At 39.5% G+C, this 20,813-nt stretch carries 18 protein-coding genes, 1 tRNA gene and 1 pseudogene; 5 read left to right on the top strand and 15 right to left on the bottom strand.

Annotated features, from left to right (window positions below):
* Positions 1 to 16: 16 nt before the first annotated feature.
* The 11 genes and pseudogenes from EXE30_RS03295 to EXE30_RS03245 all read right to left on the bottom strand — a co-directional run bounded on the left by EXE30_RS03295 (position 17) and on the right by EXE30_RS03245 (position 11,010).
* Positions 17 to 859: a universal stress protein gene (locus tag EXE30_RS03295; protein ID WP_130161184.1), complete on the bottom strand. Its 843-nt coding sequence runs from the start codon at positions 857 to 859 to the stop codon at positions 17 to 19.
* Between the two features lie 116 nt (positions 860 to 975).
* On the bottom strand, positions 976 to 1,590 hold the full coding sequence (locus tag EXE30_RS03290) for an acyltransferase (RefSeq protein WP_130161183.1): 615 nt from the start codon (positions 1,588 to 1,590) through the stop codon (positions 976 to 978).
* Between the two features lie 172 nt (positions 1,591 to 1,762).
* Positions 1,763 to 2,347, bottom strand: coding sequence for an IMPACT family protein (locus tag EXE30_RS03285; protein WP_130161182.1), 585 nt, complete (start codon positions 2,345 to 2,347; stop codon positions 1,763 to 1,765).
* A gap of 98 nt (positions 2,348 to 2,445) precedes the next feature.
* Entirely contained in the window at positions 2,446 to 3,636 is a 1,191-nt protein-coding gene (locus EXE30_RS03280) for an HlyD family efflux transporter periplasmic adaptor subunit (protein ID WP_130161181.1), read from the bottom strand.
* Between the two features lie 20 nt (positions 3,637 to 3,656).
* Entirely contained in the window at positions 3,657 to 5,780 is a 2,124-nt protein-coding gene (locus EXE30_RS03275; RefSeq protein ID WP_130161180.1) for a type I secretion system permease/ATPase, read from the bottom strand.
* Positions 5,777 to 7,312: pseudogene (locus EXE30_RS15955) on the bottom strand (TolC family protein). The gene EXE30_RS03275 and the pseudogene EXE30_RS15955 overlap by 4 nt, the downstream one beginning before the upstream one ends.
* 304 nt (positions 7,313 to 7,616) lie before the next feature.
* Positions 7,617 to 8,363 carry an LPS export ABC transporter ATP-binding protein gene (lptB, locus tag EXE30_RS03265; protein ID WP_130161179.1) on the bottom strand — a complete coding sequence of 249 codons (747 nt, stop codon included), beginning with the start codon at positions 8,361 to 8,363 and terminating at the stop codon, positions 7,617 to 7,619.
* Positions 8,363 to 8,911 carry a lipopolysaccharide transport periplasmic protein LptA gene (gene lptA, locus EXE30_RS03260; RefSeq protein WP_130161178.1) on the bottom strand — a complete coding sequence of 183 codons (549 nt, stop codon included), beginning with the start codon at positions 8,909 to 8,911 and terminating at the stop codon, positions 8,363 to 8,365. Before lptA ends, lptB begins: the two co-directional genes overlap by 1 nt.
* Positions 8,895 to 9,443, bottom strand: coding sequence for an LPS export ABC transporter periplasmic protein LptC (lptC, locus tag EXE30_RS03255; protein WP_130161177.1), 549 nt, complete (start codon positions 9,441 to 9,443; stop codon positions 8,895 to 8,897). Before lptC ends, lptA begins: the two co-directional genes overlap by 17 nt.
* 46 nt (positions 9,444 to 9,489) lie before the next feature.
* Complete coding sequence (locus EXE30_RS03250; protein ID WP_130161176.1) at positions 9,490 to 10,029, bottom strand: KdsC family phosphatase; 540 nt, start codon at positions 10,027 to 10,029, stop codon at positions 9,490 to 9,492.
* Between the two features lie 3 nt (positions 10,030 to 10,032).
* Positions 10,033 to 11,010: a KpsF/GutQ family sugar-phosphate isomerase gene (locus EXE30_RS03245; protein ID WP_130161175.1), complete on the bottom strand. Its 978-nt coding sequence runs from the start codon at positions 11,008 to 11,010 to the stop codon at positions 10,033 to 10,035.
* Positions 11,011 to 11,274: 264 nt separating this feature from the next.
* Here EXE30_RS03245 and cysS point away from each other — a divergent pair, with 264 nt between their 5' ends.
* From cysS to EXE30_RS03230, 3 genes are all read left to right on the top strand, one after another.
* Positions 11,275 to 12,696 (top strand): cysteine--tRNA ligase, encoded by a 1,422-nt coding sequence (gene cysS / locus EXE30_RS03240; protein ID WP_130161174.1) that lies wholly within the window; start codon positions 11,275 to 11,277, stop codon positions 12,694 to 12,696.
* 75 nt (positions 12,697 to 12,771) lie between these two features.
* Positions 12,772 to 12,847 (top strand) — tRNA-Gly (locus EXE30_RS03235).
* Between the two features lie 183 nt (positions 12,848 to 13,030).
* Positions 13,031 to 13,507 carry a copper resistance protein NlpE gene (locus tag EXE30_RS03230; RefSeq protein ID WP_130161173.1) on the top strand — a complete coding sequence of 159 codons (477 nt, stop codon included), beginning with the start codon at positions 13,031 to 13,033 and terminating at the stop codon, positions 13,505 to 13,507.
* Positions 13,508 to 13,582: 75 nt separating this feature from the next.
* On the opposite strand, the gene EXE30_RS03225 is transcribed toward EXE30_RS03230, so the two are convergent.
* Positions 13,583 to 15,184: an isocitrate lyase gene (locus EXE30_RS03225; RefSeq protein ID WP_130161172.1), complete on the bottom strand. Its 1,602-nt coding sequence runs from the start codon at positions 15,182 to 15,184 to the stop codon at positions 13,583 to 13,585.
* A 523-nt stretch (positions 15,185 to 15,707) separates the two neighbouring features.
* On the opposite strand from EXE30_RS03225, the gene EXE30_RS03220 reads away from it, so the two are divergent.
* Together EXE30_RS03220 and EXE30_RS03215 are read left to right on the top strand one after the other, a co-directional pair.
* A complete protein-coding gene (locus tag EXE30_RS03220) occupies positions 15,708 to 16,697 on the top strand; it encodes a LysR family transcriptional regulator (protein WP_130161171.1) in 990 nt (329 codons plus the stop codon).
* Between the two features lie 132 nt (positions 16,698 to 16,829).
* Positions 16,830 to 18,158, top strand: a complete 1,329-nt coding sequence (locus tag EXE30_RS03215; RefSeq protein ID WP_130161170.1) for a hemolysin family protein — start codon at positions 16,830 to 16,832, stop codon at positions 18,156 to 18,158.
* Positions 18,159 to 18,197: 39 nt separating this feature from the next.
* Here the strand turns inward: EXE30_RS03215 and EXE30_RS03210 are convergent, their stop codons facing one another.
* The 3 genes from EXE30_RS03210 to cysN form a co-directional block, all read right to left on the bottom strand.
* Positions 18,198 to 18,461, bottom strand: coding sequence for a ribosomal protein L7/L12 (locus EXE30_RS03210; protein ID WP_130161169.1), 264 nt, complete (start codon positions 18,459 to 18,461; stop codon positions 18,198 to 18,200).
* A 64-nt stretch (positions 18,462 to 18,525) separates the two neighbouring features.
* Positions 18,526 to 19,041 (bottom strand): hypothetical protein, encoded by a 516-nt coding sequence (locus EXE30_RS03205; RefSeq protein WP_004668792.1) that lies wholly within the window; start codon positions 19,039 to 19,041, stop codon positions 18,526 to 18,528.
* Positions 19,042 to 19,182: 141 nt separating this feature from the next.
* Positions 19,183 to 20,796, bottom strand: coding sequence for a sulfate adenylyltransferase subunit CysN (gene cysN / locus EXE30_RS03200; protein ID WP_130161168.1), 1,614 nt, complete (start codon positions 20,794 to 20,796; stop codon positions 19,183 to 19,185).
* Positions 20,797 to 20,813: the final 17 nt, after the last annotated feature.

The following is a 20,813-nucleotide window of genomic DNA, read 5'->3' as shown; positions in this document are numbered from 1 at the left end:
TATGGAATAAAATGAATTACTTAGCGACCAATAACGGTACATTTGCATTTCTAAATATCGAAGTAGTAATGCTACCTAAGAAAAATTGATGAATTTTACTATGGCTGAAAGCACCTAATACGATTAACTGCACATTATGTTCCCTTTGATATTCCAAAATATTTTGTGCAACATCGCCATAACGATAAATAGGCATAACATCCAAACCTGCATCCGTTAAATACTTTGCTGGCTCAGTAAGCATTTCAGGATGATCACCCACATAGAGCAGATGGCATTGTAATTTTTTCAACAAATCACTTTGAGCAATGCGTTGCAACATTTTCTGACAGGTTGGTGAATATTCATATGCAAAGATAAAACGTTTAGGAGGTTCGAAATGCTCTCCAACTGTAATTACAGTACAATTTGCACCACGTATAAAGTTCTCAACATTACTCCCAATGGGTTTATTTTTCTCCGCAGCTCGCTCGCCAACACGACCAATAATCACCACATCATTTTCATGAAGAAGATTAAAACTTTGTTCAAGAAAATCACCTTTTTCTTGAATTTTGCTACTGGTTAAACCGTATTGTTTCTCGATTAACTCCGAAATATGATTGAGTAAGTTATTACTATAATCGAGAGCTAACTCACTTTGCTTCTGTTCCAACTCAGCAAGCTCTTTGAGCAACATCGCATTACTCTCAAAGCCAATCACACCGCTGATTTCACCTAAATGATAGCTTGCAGGATAATAATCCAAGATTTGCAACAGCACTAATTCTCTTTGGGTTTGTTTCGCAACCCAAACTGCGGCCTCAGCCACAGCATCAATACAAGGTGAAGAATCAATACATGCAATTACGCGATTCATGTTGGCCTCTCTTTAGGTTTGACACCTTAGGTCTTCTACTTATTTTTAACTTAACACAGATAAAAGCAGGATAGGTTAAATTTATGTATAGAATCTCATACGCTTTTTAATGCTTTTTATTCAGTTCTATAACGAATCAATTTTGCTGGATTCCCTGCCACAATAGCATAATCTTCAATATCTTTGGTGACCATACTATTCATCCCAACCACAGCATGGTTTCCGATTTTGACCCCATCTTTGATTCCCACATGCGCACCTAACCAAACATCTTTGCCGATCTCAATGCCCTTGGATGTCACGGGTTGCTGGTAGATTGGACGATCCAGTTCCATCCCATGATCAAAAGCATATAAATGGCTATAGGCCGCTATTCTGACTTGATCCTGTAGCTGAATCCCTGCGCGCCCACCATCCAAAATACTATGATGGTTTATTGCAACCTCATTGCCAATAACTAAAGGACCATGCAAGGTACAATCAGCGGCAATGAAAGTATTATCACCAATGGTAATTTTGCGTCCTGGCTCAGCAAAAATATGTGCCAATGGTGAAATAAAACAATTCTGACCAATCTCAACTGTTTCCATTTCCATCAAATACGCTTGATATTCATCTTGCCATGCTTCAGCCCATTCACGTTGTTTAGGCTTGAGCGACCAATACAACCACGGCATATAATTGAGACGATGTTTATGCTGCTCTCTATATTTTAATAAAGGATCATTCATCAAGTTGTTGCCTCTCTACCCCTTTCAATTACTTACTCCCTGAGAGCGAGGAACACTGTTCCGCAAACTCGCAAGAGAGGGCTTGTAAATTCTAATCTTCAACATGTAAATGCTCACGCCCTGAGAGCGAGGAACACTATTCCGCAAGCTCGCAAGAGAGGGCGTGCAAATTCTAGTCTTCAACATGTAGATGCTCACGCCCTCTAGTAACATCTTGAAGTTTTTGTCTTAAAGGTTCAATTTGATGAAGTTGTAGCCGTGCCTCAATGAAAACACCATTTTCGGTATAACTTTCTTGGTATTCGATGTGTTGCTGCATAAGTTCATATTGAATAATTGCCCATTCATTAAACAAACAACTCAACTGAATTTGTTTCTTTTCAATCAATTCAATTTTTTCAGCCAATAATAAACATTGACCAGCACAACCACCATAGGCACGAACCAATCCACCTGTTCCCAATTTGATGCCCCCATACCAGCGGTTGACCAGCACGATCACATTGGTCAAATCATTGCCTTCAATGCTTGCCAAAATTGGACGTCCAGCCGTACCAGATGGCTCACCATCATCATTAAATCGAACATGATGTCCAATCTTCCATGCCCAACATTGATGGGTAGTGGACGGATCTTTTGTTTCTATTAAAAAGTCTTTCACCTGTTGTTCATTTTCAACAACTGTTGCAATCGCTTGAAATCGACTTTTTTTTATTTCTTCTTCAAAAGTTACAGTGTTCGCGATCGTGAATGGCATAAAACATAAATACAAACTTAAAAAGTGATTATAGCTTTTTACAATACAAATAAAAAACCTCGCATTCTCAGCGAGGTTAAATCAAAAAAGGTCAATTTCTAACGTTCACGCAGTGCTTCTTTAGCTTTATTGAATGGTTTAAGCAAATAATCCATGACTGTTTTTTGGCCAGTACGAATATCTACTGTCGCAACCATACCTGGGGTAATACTAAACTCCTTACCCGCTTTATTATAAAGTCGATCTGAATCAGTGCGAATATAAACACGGTAGTAAAATTGATCTTGCTTTACTTCATCACGAATAGTATCAGGTGAAATAGTAATGACTTTACCCTCCAATCCACCATACACAGCATAATCATATGCAGTGATTTTCACCAAAGCATCTTGGTTAGGACGAATGAACGCAATATCTCTTGGTGAAATACGTGCTTCAATTAATAATTTATCCTCTAAAGGTACAATCGTCATCAAACTACCATTTTGAGGAATAACCCCTCCTTCTGTTGTGACAGAAATTTCTTTCACTACTCCGCGAACGGGTGCTCTAAATACTGCACGTTGTAAACTATCGCTTCGTCCTTTAACCACTTGTAGTTGAGTTTGAATATCGGTATTGGCTTTGGATAACTCTTCGCGTGCCTTTACATAGTACTGATTACGAATATCATTGATTCTATTTTGTAAATCGTTTGCTTCACGCTTTAAGCGTAAGACTTCAACTTCGCTGGCGGCCCCTTTTTCAACTAACGGTGCAGTCATGGCCAACTCTTGTTGTACCAATCTAAGTGCTTGTTGATTGCCTGAAATGGCCTCTTCTAAGTTCATGCGTCGTGAGTAATAAAGTGCCGTTTCTTCTTTTACCAGTTTAGGCTCTTTCAAAACCTCTTCTGGAAAAACCAAAGCTGTATTACCAACTTCGGCACGTAAACGCGCTGCTGTTGCTTGTGCAGAAATCAGTAAAGATTGTGATTCACCCACATTTGAAGCAAAACGGGTAGGATCTAATTGAGCTAAAACTTGTCCCTTTTCAACTATATCACCTTCCCTAACAGTGAGTTTAGTTAAAATACCACCTTCAAGTGATTGAATAGTTTGCTCTTTTGAAGATGGAACAACTTTACCTGTACCAGTGGAAACTTCTTCTAAACTAAATACCCATGCCCAAACGAGCAGTATCACTAAACCAATACCAATCAACCAAACTACTAGTGAAGAACCTGGCAACTTAGGTTCCTTATAACTCACGTTCATAGGACGACTGCTGGTTTGTTCTTGCTCACTCATGAATTATCCTCTTTATTTTATTAAACTGTTTTTTGTTTTACGGATGATTGTTGCAAGACTTTATCAGCTGGTCCATCCATAACAATTTTGCCATCATTCATCACAATAATTCGATCAACCAACTCCAACACCGCTCGACGATGCGTAGCGACGATTAAAGTACGATAGCTTAACCACCCCTTTAAATGATCTATCAATTGTTTTTCTGCGACATCATCAATAGCAGCGGTTGGTTCATCAAGGAGTAAAATATTAGGCTCACGAATGAGTAACCGCGCTAATAACAATGCCTGTCTTTGTCCTCCAGAGAAGCCGACCCCGCCCTCTAAAACCAAATGGTCCAAACCTTCTTTCTTTTCATGGACGAAACTCAATGCGCCCGTCACTTTTAAAGCTTTTAAAATATCTTCATCGCGTGCTAAAGGTGCACCTAAAGTCAAGTTCTCACGAATAGTTCCATAGAAAAGATAAGCATTTTGGTTGAGCAATCCCATGTCACGACGAACATCGGCAGGATCAATCAAACTCATATCTAAATCATCTAAGTGTACCGAACCTGAGTTTGGAGTCTGCATTGCAGAGAGAATTTGCAATAACGTTGATTTTCCAGCGCCATTGCGTCCAAGAATTGCAATCCGCTCTCCTGCCCGAATCTTTAATTTTTGAATCGCTAAACTTGGTCGAGGATCATCTTCACTATATTGGAACACCACATTTTTCAGCTCATAGTCACCATGTAATACTTCTTTATGTACTAAATGTGCATGATCTGCTTGATCAACTGGGCGCTGCATCAATTCATCTAAACTTTTCTTTGCCACTTTTGCCTGTTGGAAGCGGCCAAGAATGCCTGTGATCTGTGAAATTGGGGCCAACATCCTTGAGGATAAAATTGAACAGGCAACCAACGCACCTGTGGTCATTTCACCTTCCATCACAGCAAAACACCCAACTAATACAACGATGGCATAGGTAAGCCCTTGTAACTTCTGCGTCCAAGCTGTCAGTACGCCGACAATTTTACGTTGCTGCATACTGATATCAGCAGAAATCTCGTTCATATGATTCCATTGATTTTGGAAACGAGATTCTGCACGTAATAACTTAATATCTTCGATCCCTTGTACAGCCTCAACCAAAATTGCATTACGAATTGAGGATTCACGCATGCCCTCTTGTGCGAGTTTAGCCAGTTTCTTTTGTACCAAAATTGCTGGCAAAATCATGAGGGGAACGATAAATAACATCACCCAAAATAAGTTCCCACCAATAATTGCGAAAATAAACAGGAATAAAAAGAAGAATGGTAGATCAGCAATCGCACCCATCGTGGTCGAAGTGACCAACTCTCGTACACCTTCTAATTCACGAATTTGGGAAATAAATGTACCTGTCGATTTCGAACGTTCACTATTTTTTATTCTTAATGCATGGCCAAAAACGCGATCAGAAATGCGTAGATCAGCACGTTTTCCAATAATATCTGAAATGTATACCCGTGAGATACGTAAAACAAATTCAAAGATTGCCGCAATGAGCACACCACCCGCAAGCACCCAAAGAGTCGGTATCGATTGAGATGGTACAACGCGGTCATAGACTTGCATTGAGAAAACGATGGTTGCCAAGGCTAGAACGTTTGCAATCAATGATGCAAACATAATATCGATATAACGCTTCCAATCACTTAAAACGATTGACCAAAACCAGCTTGGTTTATACGGTTTGATATATTCATCAATACGCGCATCAGGAACAGATTGTTCAGGACGTAAGATAAACACATTCTTGACAATATGTTTTAAAGCCCCTACAGCAAACTTTTGTGATAAACCTTGATCGCCACTAAGTTGAATACTGACATGTCCAGAAGCATCGGCTTTATCAATGACCCCCACTTGTCCGTCTGCCAATTCAACTAAAATCGGTAAACGCCAAGGATTAATCACGTCATCGCTAAATTTAACCCTTATTAAGTTCAAGCCAATTTGTCGACTGATTAAAGTCAAGACTTCATCAAGATTCTGATTTTGATTCCAATCAAGTTGTAATCGAATACGCTCTTCTGAAGGTTCGATTCGATAATGCTTTGCAATCGTTAATATCGCCTGTAACCAAGGCTGATAATCTATTTTTGTCATCATGGTTGCACCTCAAACCCTTGAATTTTTATATTATTCAGGTCATAGGCTTGACGAGAACGTCCTGTGGCTGAAATATATTGAGCAATACTACTGTAAATATCATAACGTGCCATTTCTACCTCTGAATTAGCACTATGAATTGCTTGTTCAGCGTTTAATAAGTCGACCAGTGATCGTGTACCCAATTTATATTGTTCCTGATAAAGCTCGCGTGTCCGCACAGTGGTTGCTTGTTGTCCTGCTAACACTTGCATTTGACGTTGCTTATTTTCAATCTGTTCTCGACTGGTTCTAATCTGATCCAGCACTTTTAAATAAACTGTATTGACCTGTGCTTTTGCAGCCTCTTCTGCAAAACTAGCAGCTTTAATTCTCGAAGACGTTGCTCCGCCTTGGTAAAATTGGCTACTTGCTTCCAACATAATAGCACTGTCAAATCCACCATTTTTATCATTATTGGGATTTCGCCCATGTAATGCTTGGCTTAATTCACCTTTTACAGACAAGGTCGGATAATTACTAACTTTGGTTTGTATTTTCTGACTACGCGCAACTTCAATTCCAGCCTGTGCTGCAATCATTTGAGGAATGGTATTAAATTGCGGCTCTACATATAAATCTGATTGTTTAATAAAATCATCAGTAATTGCCCATTGGACATTACGTGCATCAAATCCCAATAATGTATATAAATGTTGCTGATACTGACTGAGCAAAGACTGTTGTGCAATCAATGCTGATTGAGCAGATTGTAAATAAGATTGAGCTTGTACAGGGTCTGCTTGACTACTGATTCCCGCATTTGCTCTTAAATTAGCAATTTCCTGAATACGTTTAACACCGGCAATCTGCTGATTGGCAATTCTGATCAGCTTTTGATAACGCTGAATATTAATAATCGTTTGTGTTACATCTAAAGAGATATCATCAATTTTAACTAAAACATTCGCTTGCTCTACCATTAACTTTGCTTATTCAGTGGTAACGCCAGACTTCACTTTGCCAAAGTCATACAGCATTTGAGAGGCATTTAAAGCTAATATTTGTCGCCCCCGCTCCCCTTTTCTAGTCAAATCACCTGTATTTACTCCTCCCGAAATTTGCGGATAGAACCCCGCTTTCGCTACATCTATATTTGCATTCTGTGCTGCTAAAGTTGCAAGCGTTTGCGAAATTTCAGGATTACGCTGAACTGCAATCTGTATTGCATCTTTTAACGTTTTATTTTGGTTCTCCCACAATGTAGTAGGAACAACATCCATTGGGCGGCCCGATCCAATGACAGGTAATTCAGTTGGTGATGAATGAATAGAAAAATCACTCAACTTCTTCATATTTGCTGTTTTAAACTCATCATTACTTTTAGGCGTAAAGAGTTGAGACAAATTATTCTTGAGGGAATGATACTGTTCACTGGGTGTCGAAGCATGTGTAACAGGTACAGATAACGTTGCTAAACAAAATAGCCACTTTAAATCTATACATGTTTTACGTGATCCATCATCTATATCTATATCTTTCTTAATACTCATATTCTTGTCATGTAATTATCGTTTAAAGCGCCTTCATTCTACTCTTATTTTTGTAGAAAATACCACGTATCAGATGCCAATTTTTCGACTGATAAGTGTTTATTTTTTGTAAACTAGTTCACACTTTTTCCAGCATAGTATTTAGCTAAAATACGACATTTTATAGAAAATTAAATATTTATCAAAAACATAAGGGAAAGCCACCCTATTCCAATATTAAACCCGAATTTCTCTTAGCATCCCAGTTATTACTTTCATAAAAAAAGAACCCAAAAGGTTCTTTTTTAAAGCTCAAATTATTTTGTTAAACAACAAAATCATCACCTAAATAAACTTTACGTACTTGCTCATGATCGAGGATTTCTTGTGGTGTGCCTTCTGCGATCACCGCCCCCTCACTCACAATATACGCCTTTTCGCAAATTGCCAAAGTTTCTCTCACATTATGATCAGTGATCAGTACACCAATCCCTCTGTCTTTAAGCGTCTGAATAATGTCTTTAATGTCTCCGACAGAAATAGGATCGACACCAGCAAAAGGTTCATCCAATAACATAAACTTGGGATCCGCAGCTAGAGCGCGCGCAATTTCAGCTCGACGACGTTCACCGCCAGAAACACTCATGCCCAATGAATCTTTAATATGATTAATTTTAAAATCATTTAATAATTCACTCAGACGTTGCTGGCGTTGTTGCTTGTTCAAATCTTTACGCGTTTCCAAAATCGCCATAATGTTTTCAGCAATAGTCAACTTTCTAAAGATCGAGGCTTCCTGCGGTAAATAGCCAATGCCTTTACGAGCGCGCTCATGCATAGCGAGATCCGATAAATCAAGATCATCCAAATGAATCTCGCCTTTATCCATCTGAACCAAGCCAACAACCATATAAAAGCTCGTCGTTTTACCCGCACCATTTGGTCCAAGCAATCCGACGATTTGGCCACTTTGCATGGTAAAAGAAACATCTTTAACCACCCAACGTTTGCTATAGTTTTTCGCCAAATGTTTAATACATAAAGTTTGTGTTTGTTGCACCGATTGTTCCATTAATCACGCGCCCCTGGAAAACTTTTTGAACTTGATGGTGGGATAATAATCTGCACGCGATTAGTTGAAGAACCCTGCGCTTCAACGTCACCTTTATTCATACTATATTTTAGACTATCACCACGAATACTTGAGCCATTCTGATAAAGATAGGCTTTCCCTGATAAAGTGAGGATACCAGTGTCTGCATTATAGACAATCTGCTGAGCTTCACCACGCGCTAAACCTTTATTCGTATCAATTTGCTGCTGAAATTTCGCAAGTTGACCTTTAGCCGTAATGGTCTGAATTTCTTTTTTACTATTTAAGGTTGCAATAATTGAATCAGCTTGAAGTTTCATCGTTCCTTGCTCAATCACAACATTTCCCGTATATGTGGTGATGCCCGTTCTATCATTATATGTAGCACGATCAGCGACCAAAGAAAGTTGTTGATTACGATCAGATGGTAAAGCAAAGCTTGAACCAGAAACCAACGCGGCCACAGCAATACACGTAAACTGTTTTAAGAAAGTAAAACGATAATTAGAATTAAGAGCTTGGCGCATACTTTCCTCGAACTTTATAAAATTCATATTGACCATCATTCAAATTTGCTTTTAGACCTTGGCTCACAAATTCAGCTGTTGGGGATTGAACAATGACTTGGTGTTGGGTTTCTAATTCTCTTGTTTTTGGGTAACCCGTGATCTCATCGGTATGGAATTCCATATTGCCCTGATCTGACAAGTTTGTGACAACAACATCTCCAGCCAATACAATCTTACGATTTTCATCATAACCATTTGCACGTTGGGCCGAAAAAGTAGCATCAGCTTTCCCTTGTTTGTACATAACAGCTTTCAGTTGATCAAGCTGCGACGTTTTTTGTAGCATATCTTGCTGTAATTGCTTAACTTCAGCACGAATGTACAAATTACCCTGTTCATCAGTTTGTGTTAAATGAACACCCTGCGCTGAATAAGTCATATTCTTCGCTGAGTCCACATCCAACTTTTTTGCCTTGCCACTATAATAATAATAGCCACCACTTACTGAAGCGACCACAATAGCAACAATATATAAAACTTTGGTATCCATAAACAGGGTTACCTAACCTTTGAGCAAATCAACGCTATTAAGTATATTAATGTGGTACCGCAAGATATTTTTCAAGCAGCTCTTGGTAAACACCTTTTGCCATCAACAACATATCACAGACCTCTCTTACAGCCCCACGGCCACCCATTGCTTGTGTTACCAAATGGGCACGTCGACGTACTTCTTCATGTCCATTAGGAACTGTAATACTCATACCCGCAATCGCAAATGCAGATAAATCAGGCCAATCATCACCCATATATAAACAGTCTTCAGGTAAGATATTGAACTGTGCACAAGCTTCACGTAAGGCCGCACCTTTATCTTCACGCCCTTGGAACACCAAATCCACACCCAAATCTGACATACGTTTTTCAACTATATGGCTTTTACGACCAGTGATAATAATCACTTTCATGCCCGCTTTTTGAACCAATTTCATCCCTAAACCATCGCGAATATCAAATGATTTAATCTCATCACCTGAATTGGTTAAGGTTACAAAGCCATCGCTTAAAATCCCATCCACATCAAGCACCAGTGCTTGTAAATGACGTGCTTGTTCTTGTAAAGCATATGATGCCATGGCTTAATTTACTCCAGCTTCAATAAGATCGTGCATACTAATAACGCCAATTACTTTTTTAGCATCATCAACAACAACGAATTGGTTAATTTTTTTCTCATGCATTTTTTCCAATGCTTCCACTGCTCGAGCTTCTTGAGAAATCGTCATCGGATTTTCGGTCATTACAGCGGATACAGCAGCATTCACATCAAAACCCTGTTGTCGATCGATCATACGACGTAAGTCACCATCGGTAAAAATCCCCAACAATGTATCTTGATCATCCACCACAGTGGTCAGACCCAAACGTTTATCAGAAATTTCATACAACACCTTATTCATCGGTGTGTCAGGGTGAACTTTTGGTAACTCTGCACCTGTGTGCATCAAGTGTTTCACATGTAAAAGTAGACGTTTGCCAAGTGCGCCCGCAGGATGTGAACGCGCAAAATCGTCAGCGGTAAATCCACGCGCTTCCAATAAAGCAACCGCCAAAGTATCACCCAACACAAGTGTTGCGGTCGTACTCGATGTCGGTGCTAAACCTAAAGGACATGCTTCATCCGCTAAACCCAGCGTCAAAGCAATATCCGCATTTTGTGGCATTGGGCCTTTATCATCACGACTAATGGTTATCAAAGGCACTTCTAGATGCTTGATCAATGGCATCAACATCATAATTTCATCACTCTTTCCAGAGTTTGAAATCGCGATTAGGACATCACCACGCACCAACATGCCTAAGTCACCATGCCCTGCTTCACCAGGATGCATAAAGAATGAAGGTGTGCCTGTTGAAGCAAAAGTCGCTGCCATTTTGCGACCAATATGACCGGATTTTCCCATACCGGTGATCACGACACGACCTTTGCATTGTAATAAGATTTCACATGCACGATCAAAGCGTTCATCAATTTGTGTGGCAAGCACTTCTATGGCTTGTTGTTCAATACGCAAAGTTTCCAATGCGCTTTTTTGGAAATTTATGACTTGTGACATGTGAGTTTGACTCAAAGTAATGCTCAATCTACTTGATAGTAGATGATTTTAATCAAAAGAATACGGCAGATTCTAGCATAACTGTGAATTATACACGTTTCTAAATGTATAAGTTTTCGATGAAGATGGAGAAAGATAGAACCAGTCAAATCAACCATAATAAAAACCCAAACCCACAGCATCTTTTTTCTCCAGACAACTTTATGAAAAATGATGCATACGTTATGATGTAACGCTAATTTTGTAGAGTGTTTGAAAACCCTTATGCAACCTTTTGTTCTATATAACTCTGAGCAACGAAAAAAAGTTGAATTTGTCCCACGTAACGAAGGTCAAATCGATATCTATGTCTGTGGTATGACCGTATACGATTACTGTCATATTGGACATGCTCGCGTTATGGTTGCATTTGACTACATTATTCGCTTCTTGCGTAGTCAAGGTTGGAAAGTTCGTTACATCCGCAACATTACCGATATTGATGACAAGATCATTGCACGTGCCAATGAAAACGGTGAAAGTATTCAAGCTCTCACTGCTCGATTTATTGATGCGATGAATGAGGACGCAGCAAATCTAGGCTGTATCGCACCAGATGAAGCACCAAAAGCAACTGAATACATTGATCAAATGCAAACCATGATCAGTACTTTAGTGGACAAAGGTGCGGCTTATCCTGCTGCTAATGGCGATGTCTATTTTGAAGTAAACAAATTTAATAAATATGGTCGTTTATCAGGTCGCAAATTAGATGATATGCAAGCGGGTGCGTCTGAACGTGTCGATGTAGAAGTCGACAAGAAACATCCATTTGACTTTGTGCTTTGGAAACATGCCAAAGAAAATGAACCTGCATGGGCTTCACCGTGGGGCAATGGTCGTCCAGGCTGGCATATTGAATGTTCAGCAATGTCGACTTGCTGCTTAGGCAATCACTTTGACATTCATGGTGGCGGTTCTGATCTCATGTTCCCTCATCATGAAAATGAAATTGCTCAAAGTGAAGCAACAACTGGCGAACAATATGTAAATTATTGGATGCACGTGGGTTTCATCAATGTTGATGGCGAGAAAATGTCTAAGTCTTTAGGCAATTTCTTTACCATTCGCGATGTGATGGAGAAATTCCATCCTGAAGTGATCCGCTATTTTATCGTGTCGTCGCATTATCGTAGTCCAGTCAACTTTTCTGATGTAGCGTTAAAAGAAGCAAAAACTGCCCTTAGCCGTTTTTATCATTCCTTTAAAGCCTATCAGCAGACCTATGGACAAAAAATAGTTGATACACTAGAGCAAAGTTTTGTTGAACGTTTTAACAATGCGATGTGTGATGACTTTAATACTGCTGAAGCGATGGCAGTATTATTCGAACTCAATAAAGAATTGAATCGTGCTGTAAAAGAACAACAAGCTGAACAAGCCACTGTCCTTTACTCCACACTACGCAACTTAACCAATGTTTTAGCTTTAGTTCAACATGATGTAGATGAATTCTTAAAATCTGACATTGGTCAAGAAGCGCTTTCACTTTCTGATACCGATATTGAGGATTTTATTCAACAACGTGTAGATGCAAAAAAAGCCAAAGACTTTGCCAAAGCTGATGCAATTCGTCAATCTTTACTCGATCAAGGTGTAGTTCTTGAAGATAGCCGCCAAGGTACGATTTGGCGACGCGCAAACTAAATTAGTCAAAAAGTAACCAACCAATAACTTGGAGAGTTGACAGTTTTGTTAAACACTCTATAATGCGTCCATATTGCGGGAATAGCTCAGTTGGTAGAGCATAACCTTGCCAAGGTTGGGGTCGGGAGTTCGAGTCTCCTTTCCCGCTCCAGATTCAAAGAAAGGCACTTATTGAAAGATAAGTGCCTTTCTTCTTATATATTTGATACATTTCAGTTTCATATTAACCATCCTGTTTTACCAAAAATTAAATAACACTTACACTCCCCTACTATTATTTCCTTTTAAAATCCCATAACTTGGATATCAATATTTTCACAAGGTTGTATCTAAGATGAAAAAGTCAATTATCGCAATTTCTCTCACATCACTCTTTTTAGTCGCTTGTAATAAATCAGAAACACCTAAAGATGACCACTCAACTCCTCCTGCAGTAACAACAGAAGCTACATCTGAGCCCATGATTGATCATGAACACACTGCGGAAAACTCTTTAGATTGGAATGGTACTTACAAAGGTGTATTGCCTTGCGCTGACTGCGAAGGTATTGAAACCAAGCTAGAGCTGAATTCAGATAAAACTTTTGAATTAGAAGAAACCTATCTCGGCAAAGGTGATGGAAAGGCTTTTGAAAGTAAAGGTAACTTCAAGTTTGATAGCAACAACACCTCTATCATTGAATTAGACAAAGCTGGTGATAGCCGCAAATACTTTGTTGCCGAAGGCTACTTAAAAGCACTTGATTTAGAAGGTAATGAAATCACTGGTGCACTCGCAGATAAATACCAACTCAAGAAAGAAGCTGAATAATTTTATCTACACTTAAATGCTCTCAATAAAAAACCCTGCTTTATCAGCAGGGTTTTTTTTGAATCAAATCAGGGCTTAGCCACCGAATTGGTTCATAGTGTTTTTAGCATCATCACCAGCTTTCAAAGCATTGTCGCCAGCGAAGATTTCTTTATGGTCATCACCGATGTCAGAACCAGCCATTGCTTGGTGTTTAACACATGCGATACCACCGCGGATTTCTTTACGTTGTACGCCAGCAACATAAGCCAACATACCTTCAGAACCGAAGTAACCTTGTGCAAGCTCATGAGTAGAAAGAGCAGCAGTATGGTAAGTCGGAAGTGTGATCAAGTGGTGGAACACACCCGCTTCACGAGAAGCATCTGCTTGGAAAGTACGGATTTTAGCATCAGCATCAGCAGCCAATTCAGTTTCATCGTACTCAGCGCTCATTAATTTAGCACGGTCGTAAGCAGAAACGTCTTTACCTTCAGCAACCCAACGATCGTAAGCTTGTTGACGGAAGTTTAAAGTCCAGTTGAATGACGGGCTGTTGTTATAAACAAGCTTCGCATTTGGAACAGTTTCACGTACACGGTTAACCATGTGAGCGATTTCTTCAACGTTTGGAGTCGCAGTTTCGATCCAAAGAAGGTCAGCACCATTTTGAAGGCTAGATACACAGTCAAGTACAACACGGTCAATTTGAGTGTCAGCACGGAACTGATATAAACCAGAAGCTAAACGCTTAGGACGGTGTAATTTGCCATTACGTTTGATCAAGATTTCGTCTTCTTGAGCATCAGCAATATCAATTTCAGAAGTTTCTAAGTAGCTAATGTACTGAGAAGCGATGTCGCCTGGCTCTTTAACCACTGGGATTTTTTGAGTTAAGTCAGCGCCTTCAGAGTCAGTACGTGCAACGATGATACCGTCATCAAGACCCATTTCTAAGAATGCATAACGTAATGCATGGATCTTAGCGATGAAGTCTTCATGTGGAACTGTTACTTTACCAGCTTGGTGACCACATTGTTTCGCGTCAGATACTTGGTTTTCGATTTGAAGTGCACATGCACCTGCTTCGATCATTTTCTTAGCAAGTAAGTAAGTTGCTTCTTCGTTACCGAAACCAGCATCGATGTCCGCAATAATTGGCACAACGTGAGTTTGGAAACCATCGATTTGAGCAGTGATTTCTGCAGCTTTAGCAGTATCACCAGCTTCATTTGCTTTTTTCAATGCACGGAACAAATCGTTCAATTCTTTCGCATCAGCTTGACGTAAGAATGTGTAGATTTCACCAATTAACGCAGCAACAGAAGTTTTTTCATGCATAGATTGGTCAGGAAGTGGACCAAATTCTGAACGAAGTGCAGCAACCATCCAACCAGAAAGGTAGATATAACGACGTTCAGTTGTACCGAAGTATTTTTTGTTCGCAATCATTTTTTGTTGCGCGATAAAACCGTGCCAGCAACCTAATGATTGAGTATATTTGCTAGAGTCAGCGTCATATGCTGCCATATCACGACGCATAATAGCAGCTGTATATTTAGCAATATCTAAACCTGTTTTGAATTGGTTTTGCATTTGCATACGCGCAGCATCTTCTGGGCTAATATCGCGCCAAGTGTCACCGAATTTTGCTTTTAGTTCGCGGATTGCATCAATCGCTGTTTGATATGTAGTCATGATATATTCCTTTGAGGATTGGCATCGAATGATTGCTAAAAATCATGCTTTTCGCAGTCTAGATTTCAAGCACTTCATCAACATGTTTCACAGCTTAGTCTTTGCAAACAAATTTATCCAATATTCTAGGTTAATCTTCAGTATTTTTTTAAAAAATACATGGATATGGACCTATTCACAATAACATATAACCACATTAAAGCATTGTTTTAAATTATAATTTTTCATCACCAAGATTTATCAACAATGTATCTATGGTGGAGTAGCACAAAATATCCTCCCTATTTGTATCATCAAAAGTCTACCAATGAGACTATTTATGAGCTGCTCATGTTGATCATTTTTATTATTTCCACTCAAACACGCTGCGAATTGACTGCTTATCAATAGAGAATTATGCTTATTGTAGGTGAAATCATTCAGTGCTGCGCAATTGTTTTTATATCGCATTAAGTTACGCAAACAGCTTTAAATATGTCATAATCAAGCACAATTTAAAGATTTTATTTTCGGTATTTTTTTTATGAATCTGGAACGGGTCGATCTCAATTTATTAATATATCTTGATGTACTTCTTCGTGAAAAAAATGTCACACGTGCCGCGGAACAACTGGGTGTTACCCAACCAGCAATGAGTAATATTTTACGTCGTTTACGTAATTTATTTAACGATCCTCTGCTGATCCGTTCATCAGAAGGTATGACCCCGACTGAACGTGCTTTAGAATTACAGCCTCGTATTCGGGATGCATTGTCAGACCTTTCGATGATTCTGGAGCCACGTACCGAGTTCCGACCATATACCAGTACTCGCGTATTTCGCATTATGACATCTGATTATGCTGAGGCAACGTTAGTTCCTCGCTTAGTCAAAGCATTGCGATCTGAAGCCCCAAATGTTGTACTCGATTTTTTAACTCCTAGCGATGTGTCATATCGAGACATGGAACAAGGTAAAGTCGATTTAGCCATTAACCGTTTCAATGAGATTCCTCAAAGCTTTCACCAAGTATTGGTTTGGCGTGATAGTTTTAGCTGTATTTTGAATGACAAACACCCTGCTGTTACCCACCTTAACCTCAAAAGTTACTTAGATGCTCAACATATTTGGGTTTCCAAAACAGGCATGGGTGTTGGCTTTGGTGTAAACCCAGACAAACAAGCAGGTTTAGGTTGGATCGATCAAGCTTTAGAACGTATCGGTCAACGTCGTAAAATTTCAGTGTTTACTCGACATTATCAAATGCCTGCACTATTAGCACAAAATGTTGATTTGATCGCGACCTTACCAACGCGTATGGCACAGCTTCAAACACAAAACCCACGATTGGTTATAAAAGATCCTCCATTTTATATCCCTGAGTTCGAACTAAAAATGGCTTGGTGTCCTTTACTTCATCATCACCCAGCGCACCGCTGGTTAAGACAACTAATCTTATTTGTCGCGCGCCAAATGATTGAAGAAGAAAACCGTGAGTTTTTATTAAACAACTCACAGTTTTCACAATACTAAAATAAGCTCATTACCTTAAAGTCATTTCACTTTAAAATATGAGTAGTGCTGAGTTAATCTAAAGATTAACTCAGCGTCTTTTTTATGTTAAAACATTATGATAATTAATAATGATGAAAATCTAGGTGACGTGTGAGTCTCGTACAAAATATCATTATCATTGCCATGCTGATTGTTGCAGCAGGCTTTTTATCACTCACTGAAATCGCGCTCGCAGGCGCTCGCAAAGTTAAACTTAAAATTCTCGCAGAAGCTGGAGAACATCGCGCTCAAAAAGTGCTAGACCTACAAGAACAGTCTGCTGATTTCTTTGCCGCCTCACAAATAGGGCTAAATGCGGTTGCTATTTTAGGTGGTATTTTAGGTGAAGCAGCCTTTCGCCCTCATTTCGTTGAGCTGATCAGTCGTTTCTATACAGGACCATGGTTAGAAAATATTGGTTTCGCCCTGTCCTTTACTTTCGTTACGTCTCTTTTCATTCTATTTGCCGATTTGATGCCAAAACGCCTGGCAATGATCGCACCAGAAAAAATTGCGATTAGTGTCATCGATCCGATCCAAATCTTTATTAAGGTCTGCAAACCCTTGGCTTGGGGTATCAATGCAATCGCAAACTTGTTATTCCGTCTATTTAAAGTAAATACTGTCCGAGATGATAATATTACCTTTGATGATATTTCCGCAGTTATGGATGCTGGTGCCCAAGCAGGTGTTTTACAAAAACAAGAGCATCATTTCATTGAAAATGTATTCGAACTAGAAGAACGTACGGTTCCCTCGAGTATGACCACACGAGAAAATGTGGTTTATTTTACGCTAAAAGAAAATGAAAGTAGTATCCGCCAAAAATTAGCTGAATACCCTTATTCAAAGTTTTTGGTCTGCAATGAACATATCGACCAAGTCATTGGCTATGTCGATACCAAAGACATTTTGGTCCGTATTTTAAATAATCAATCTTTGCTACAACTGAATGAGTCCACGATTCGTACAGTGCTCATGCTTCCAGATACCCTCACCCTATCAGAGGTACTGGACCGATTTCGCTCAACTAAAGAAAAATTTGCAGTCGTTATCAATGAATATGCATTCGTGGTCGGTGTCATTACCTTGAGCGATATTATGATTACGGTAATGGGCGATTGGGTTACACCATTGGAAGAAGACCTACAAATTATTAAGCGTGATAATCATTCATGGTTAATTGATGGTAGTACCCCGATAGAAGATGTGAAGCATGTTTTGGAAATAGAAGAATTCCCTGAAAATGAGAACTATGAGACGATTGCAGGCTTTATCATGTATCGCTTACGCAAGATTCCCCGCCCTGCTGATGCTGTAGAATATGCAGGTTTCAAATTTGAGGTAGTCGATATTGATCACTATAAGATTGATCAGCTGCTTGTGACTCAGATCCTATCAAGCCTAGAAAGTGAATCCTTCTCAATTCCAGAAGATTAAAATCACACTGAATTAAAAAGCCCATTGACTGGGCTTTTTTTATTTTGTAGCAAACCAAATTAAGATGACCAAAATAAAGAAGATCAAAACAAAAAGTTTGATTCCCCCTCGACTACGTTGGGCCAACTGTTCTTGGATACGCGCCTGTTCTTGCGGATGATCTTGTAAATATTGATCCACTAAATCTTTCGATTCTTTTAAGCCTAGGCCCGTTTTCTCACGGGTAATCTTAATGGCATCAATTAATTTACCTTCTCGCAATACCTGTAAAGCCTCTGGCGGAATCTTCGTAGCTAAACGCATAAAATCAACAATCCTTGTTATTTTCAATGAGAGGATTCAATCACGACACTGCGTTTATGATGTTTTAATTGCCACCATAAAGTGAAATTAACTCATCGAGTGTTGCTTGATAATGAATCGAGATGTCCTCAGCTAAAATCTTGTAGGCATTATCAAACTGAACCATTGGCCAACCTTCCTTCCAAAATGGGAAAATATTGTGCAAACCTTCAGTGACAATTGCATCTTCACGACTAATTGCTTGAGCCACTTGCGAAAGTACTTGTGCAGTTTCAGCACCATCAATCGCAAGATAATCAATACCACGTACTTTTAAAATACGAATTCGATCTTTTTTATAACGGATTTTCTTTGCTTGGCCTGCGTTAAGACCCAATGCCAATGTTACCGCTTCAACAAATTTATCTTCAAAACTTGTGTGCAATGCCACCAATGCCTGTTTATGTGCTTCTTGGCGACCTGCTTTACCACCATTAACGATCATCTCTTTGGCTTCAACATCAAGCTCATCTTTTCTCATAGACTGTAAAATGTCTAAAATTTCGATATCGCTTAAAGATTCAGGAGAGTGCTCAGTCATGGGAGTCCTTGGACAAAAATATAAAGGGCTATTGTCGCATAAAAGCGATATCAAAGTAGGATAAAATTAAATACGATTTTAGATACAAACCACAAAAAAGAAGCCCGCTTTCGCGGGCTTCTTTTCAATCAATCTAAGCAATTATAGACGGACTAATGTCACAATCTTCTCAGCTGCATCTTCCACCGACTCAGCTACTACCTCAGTATCAGTAGCATCAACCGTTGTTGTAATGACTACCACACCTGTTTCACGTAACAAGTTGATTTGCTCAGCAGTTAAATTCGCTTTTGCAATCGCAACCACACCTTGTTGAATCAACAAGCTCTCTAAAGCATGCGCTTTTTCGATCAACTGTGCAGACACACCAATCACCGCAGGTTTTTGACCTAAACGAGCAGCACGATCTTCCGCTGTCACAGGATTGCTATGTGCAGTCCATTCCACTGCAGCTTCAACCATCCCCGCACCAACCGTGACATTGCTTAAACGGTCAATGAAAATGAATGAACCCGTGTAACGACTGTCTTGATATTGGTCAAACACCACTGGTGCATCAAACTCGACCACAACATCTGCAATTGCATTTAACTCAAGCTCTTCAACTTGAGTATGCTCAAGGGTATTTACATTAACACGGTAATTAATTGCAGTTACTTTCGCAGGAACAGTTTGCGTACCCACTTTCAGGTTATACAATTTACCTTTAACCAAAGGATGTTCTGTCATCCACACGACTGACGCACGCACACTACGTGAAATCAGTGGTTGTTCGCCTGCACGTACTAAAACATTACCACGAGAAATATCAATTTCATCATTTAACGTTAAAGTTACAGCTTGACCAGCAAAAGCATGCTCAAGATTACCATCAAAGGTCACAATCTCTTTAACCGTTGACTTTTTACCTGACGGTAAGGCTAAAATTTCATCACCAACGTTAATTCCGCCCAATGCGATCGTACCAGCAAAGCCACGGAAATCAAGATTAGGACGATTGACATATTGAACAGGGAAACGAAACTCTTGCTTATTTGATTCGCGCTTAATTTCCACTGATTCAAGAATATTCATCAAGGTTTGACCCTTGTACCAAGGCGTGCTTGTAGATGGATTAACGACGTTATCACCATTCAACGCAGAAATTGGTACAAACTGAATATTCTCAGGACGGCGATTACCAAGCTGGCTCACAAAGGCATCATATTCAACCTGAATCTCATTGAAACGTACCGCTGAGAACTCAACCAAGTCCATTTTATTAATCGCAACCACGATATTTTTAATACCGAGAAGACTTGCAATAAAAGTATGACGACGCGTTTGTGTTTGCACACCATAACGCGCGTCAATCAGAATAATCGCAAGATCCGCAGTAGATGCACCTGTCGCCATATTACGAGTATATTGCTCATGTCCTGGTGTATCCGCGATGATGAACTTACGTTTTTCAGTGGAGAAATAACGATAAGCGACATCAATGGTAATACCCTGCTCACGTTCAGCTTGTAAACCATCTACAAGTAAAGCAAGGTCAGGCGCATCACCCGTTGTACCGACTTTTTTACTGTCACGTGTGACCGCTTGCAATTGATCTTCATAAATCAATTTTGAATCGTAAAGCAAACGACCAATTAAAGTACTTTTACCATCATCGACATTACCGCAGGTTAAGAAGCGCAATAAGTCTTTTTGCTCATGCTGCTTTAAATATCCCAAGATGTCTTGGCTAATAAGATCTGATTGATGAGACATTGCTCAAAACTCCACAT

The sequence above is a fragment of the Acinetobacter halotolerans genome, assembly GCF_004208515.1.
Classification (GTDB): Bacteria; Pseudomonadota; Gammaproteobacteria; order Pseudomonadales; family Moraxellaceae; genus Acinetobacter; species Acinetobacter halotolerans.
The sequence above is the reverse complement of the archived record's forward strand: the minus strand, read 5'-3'. Positions and strand labels throughout refer to the sequence as shown.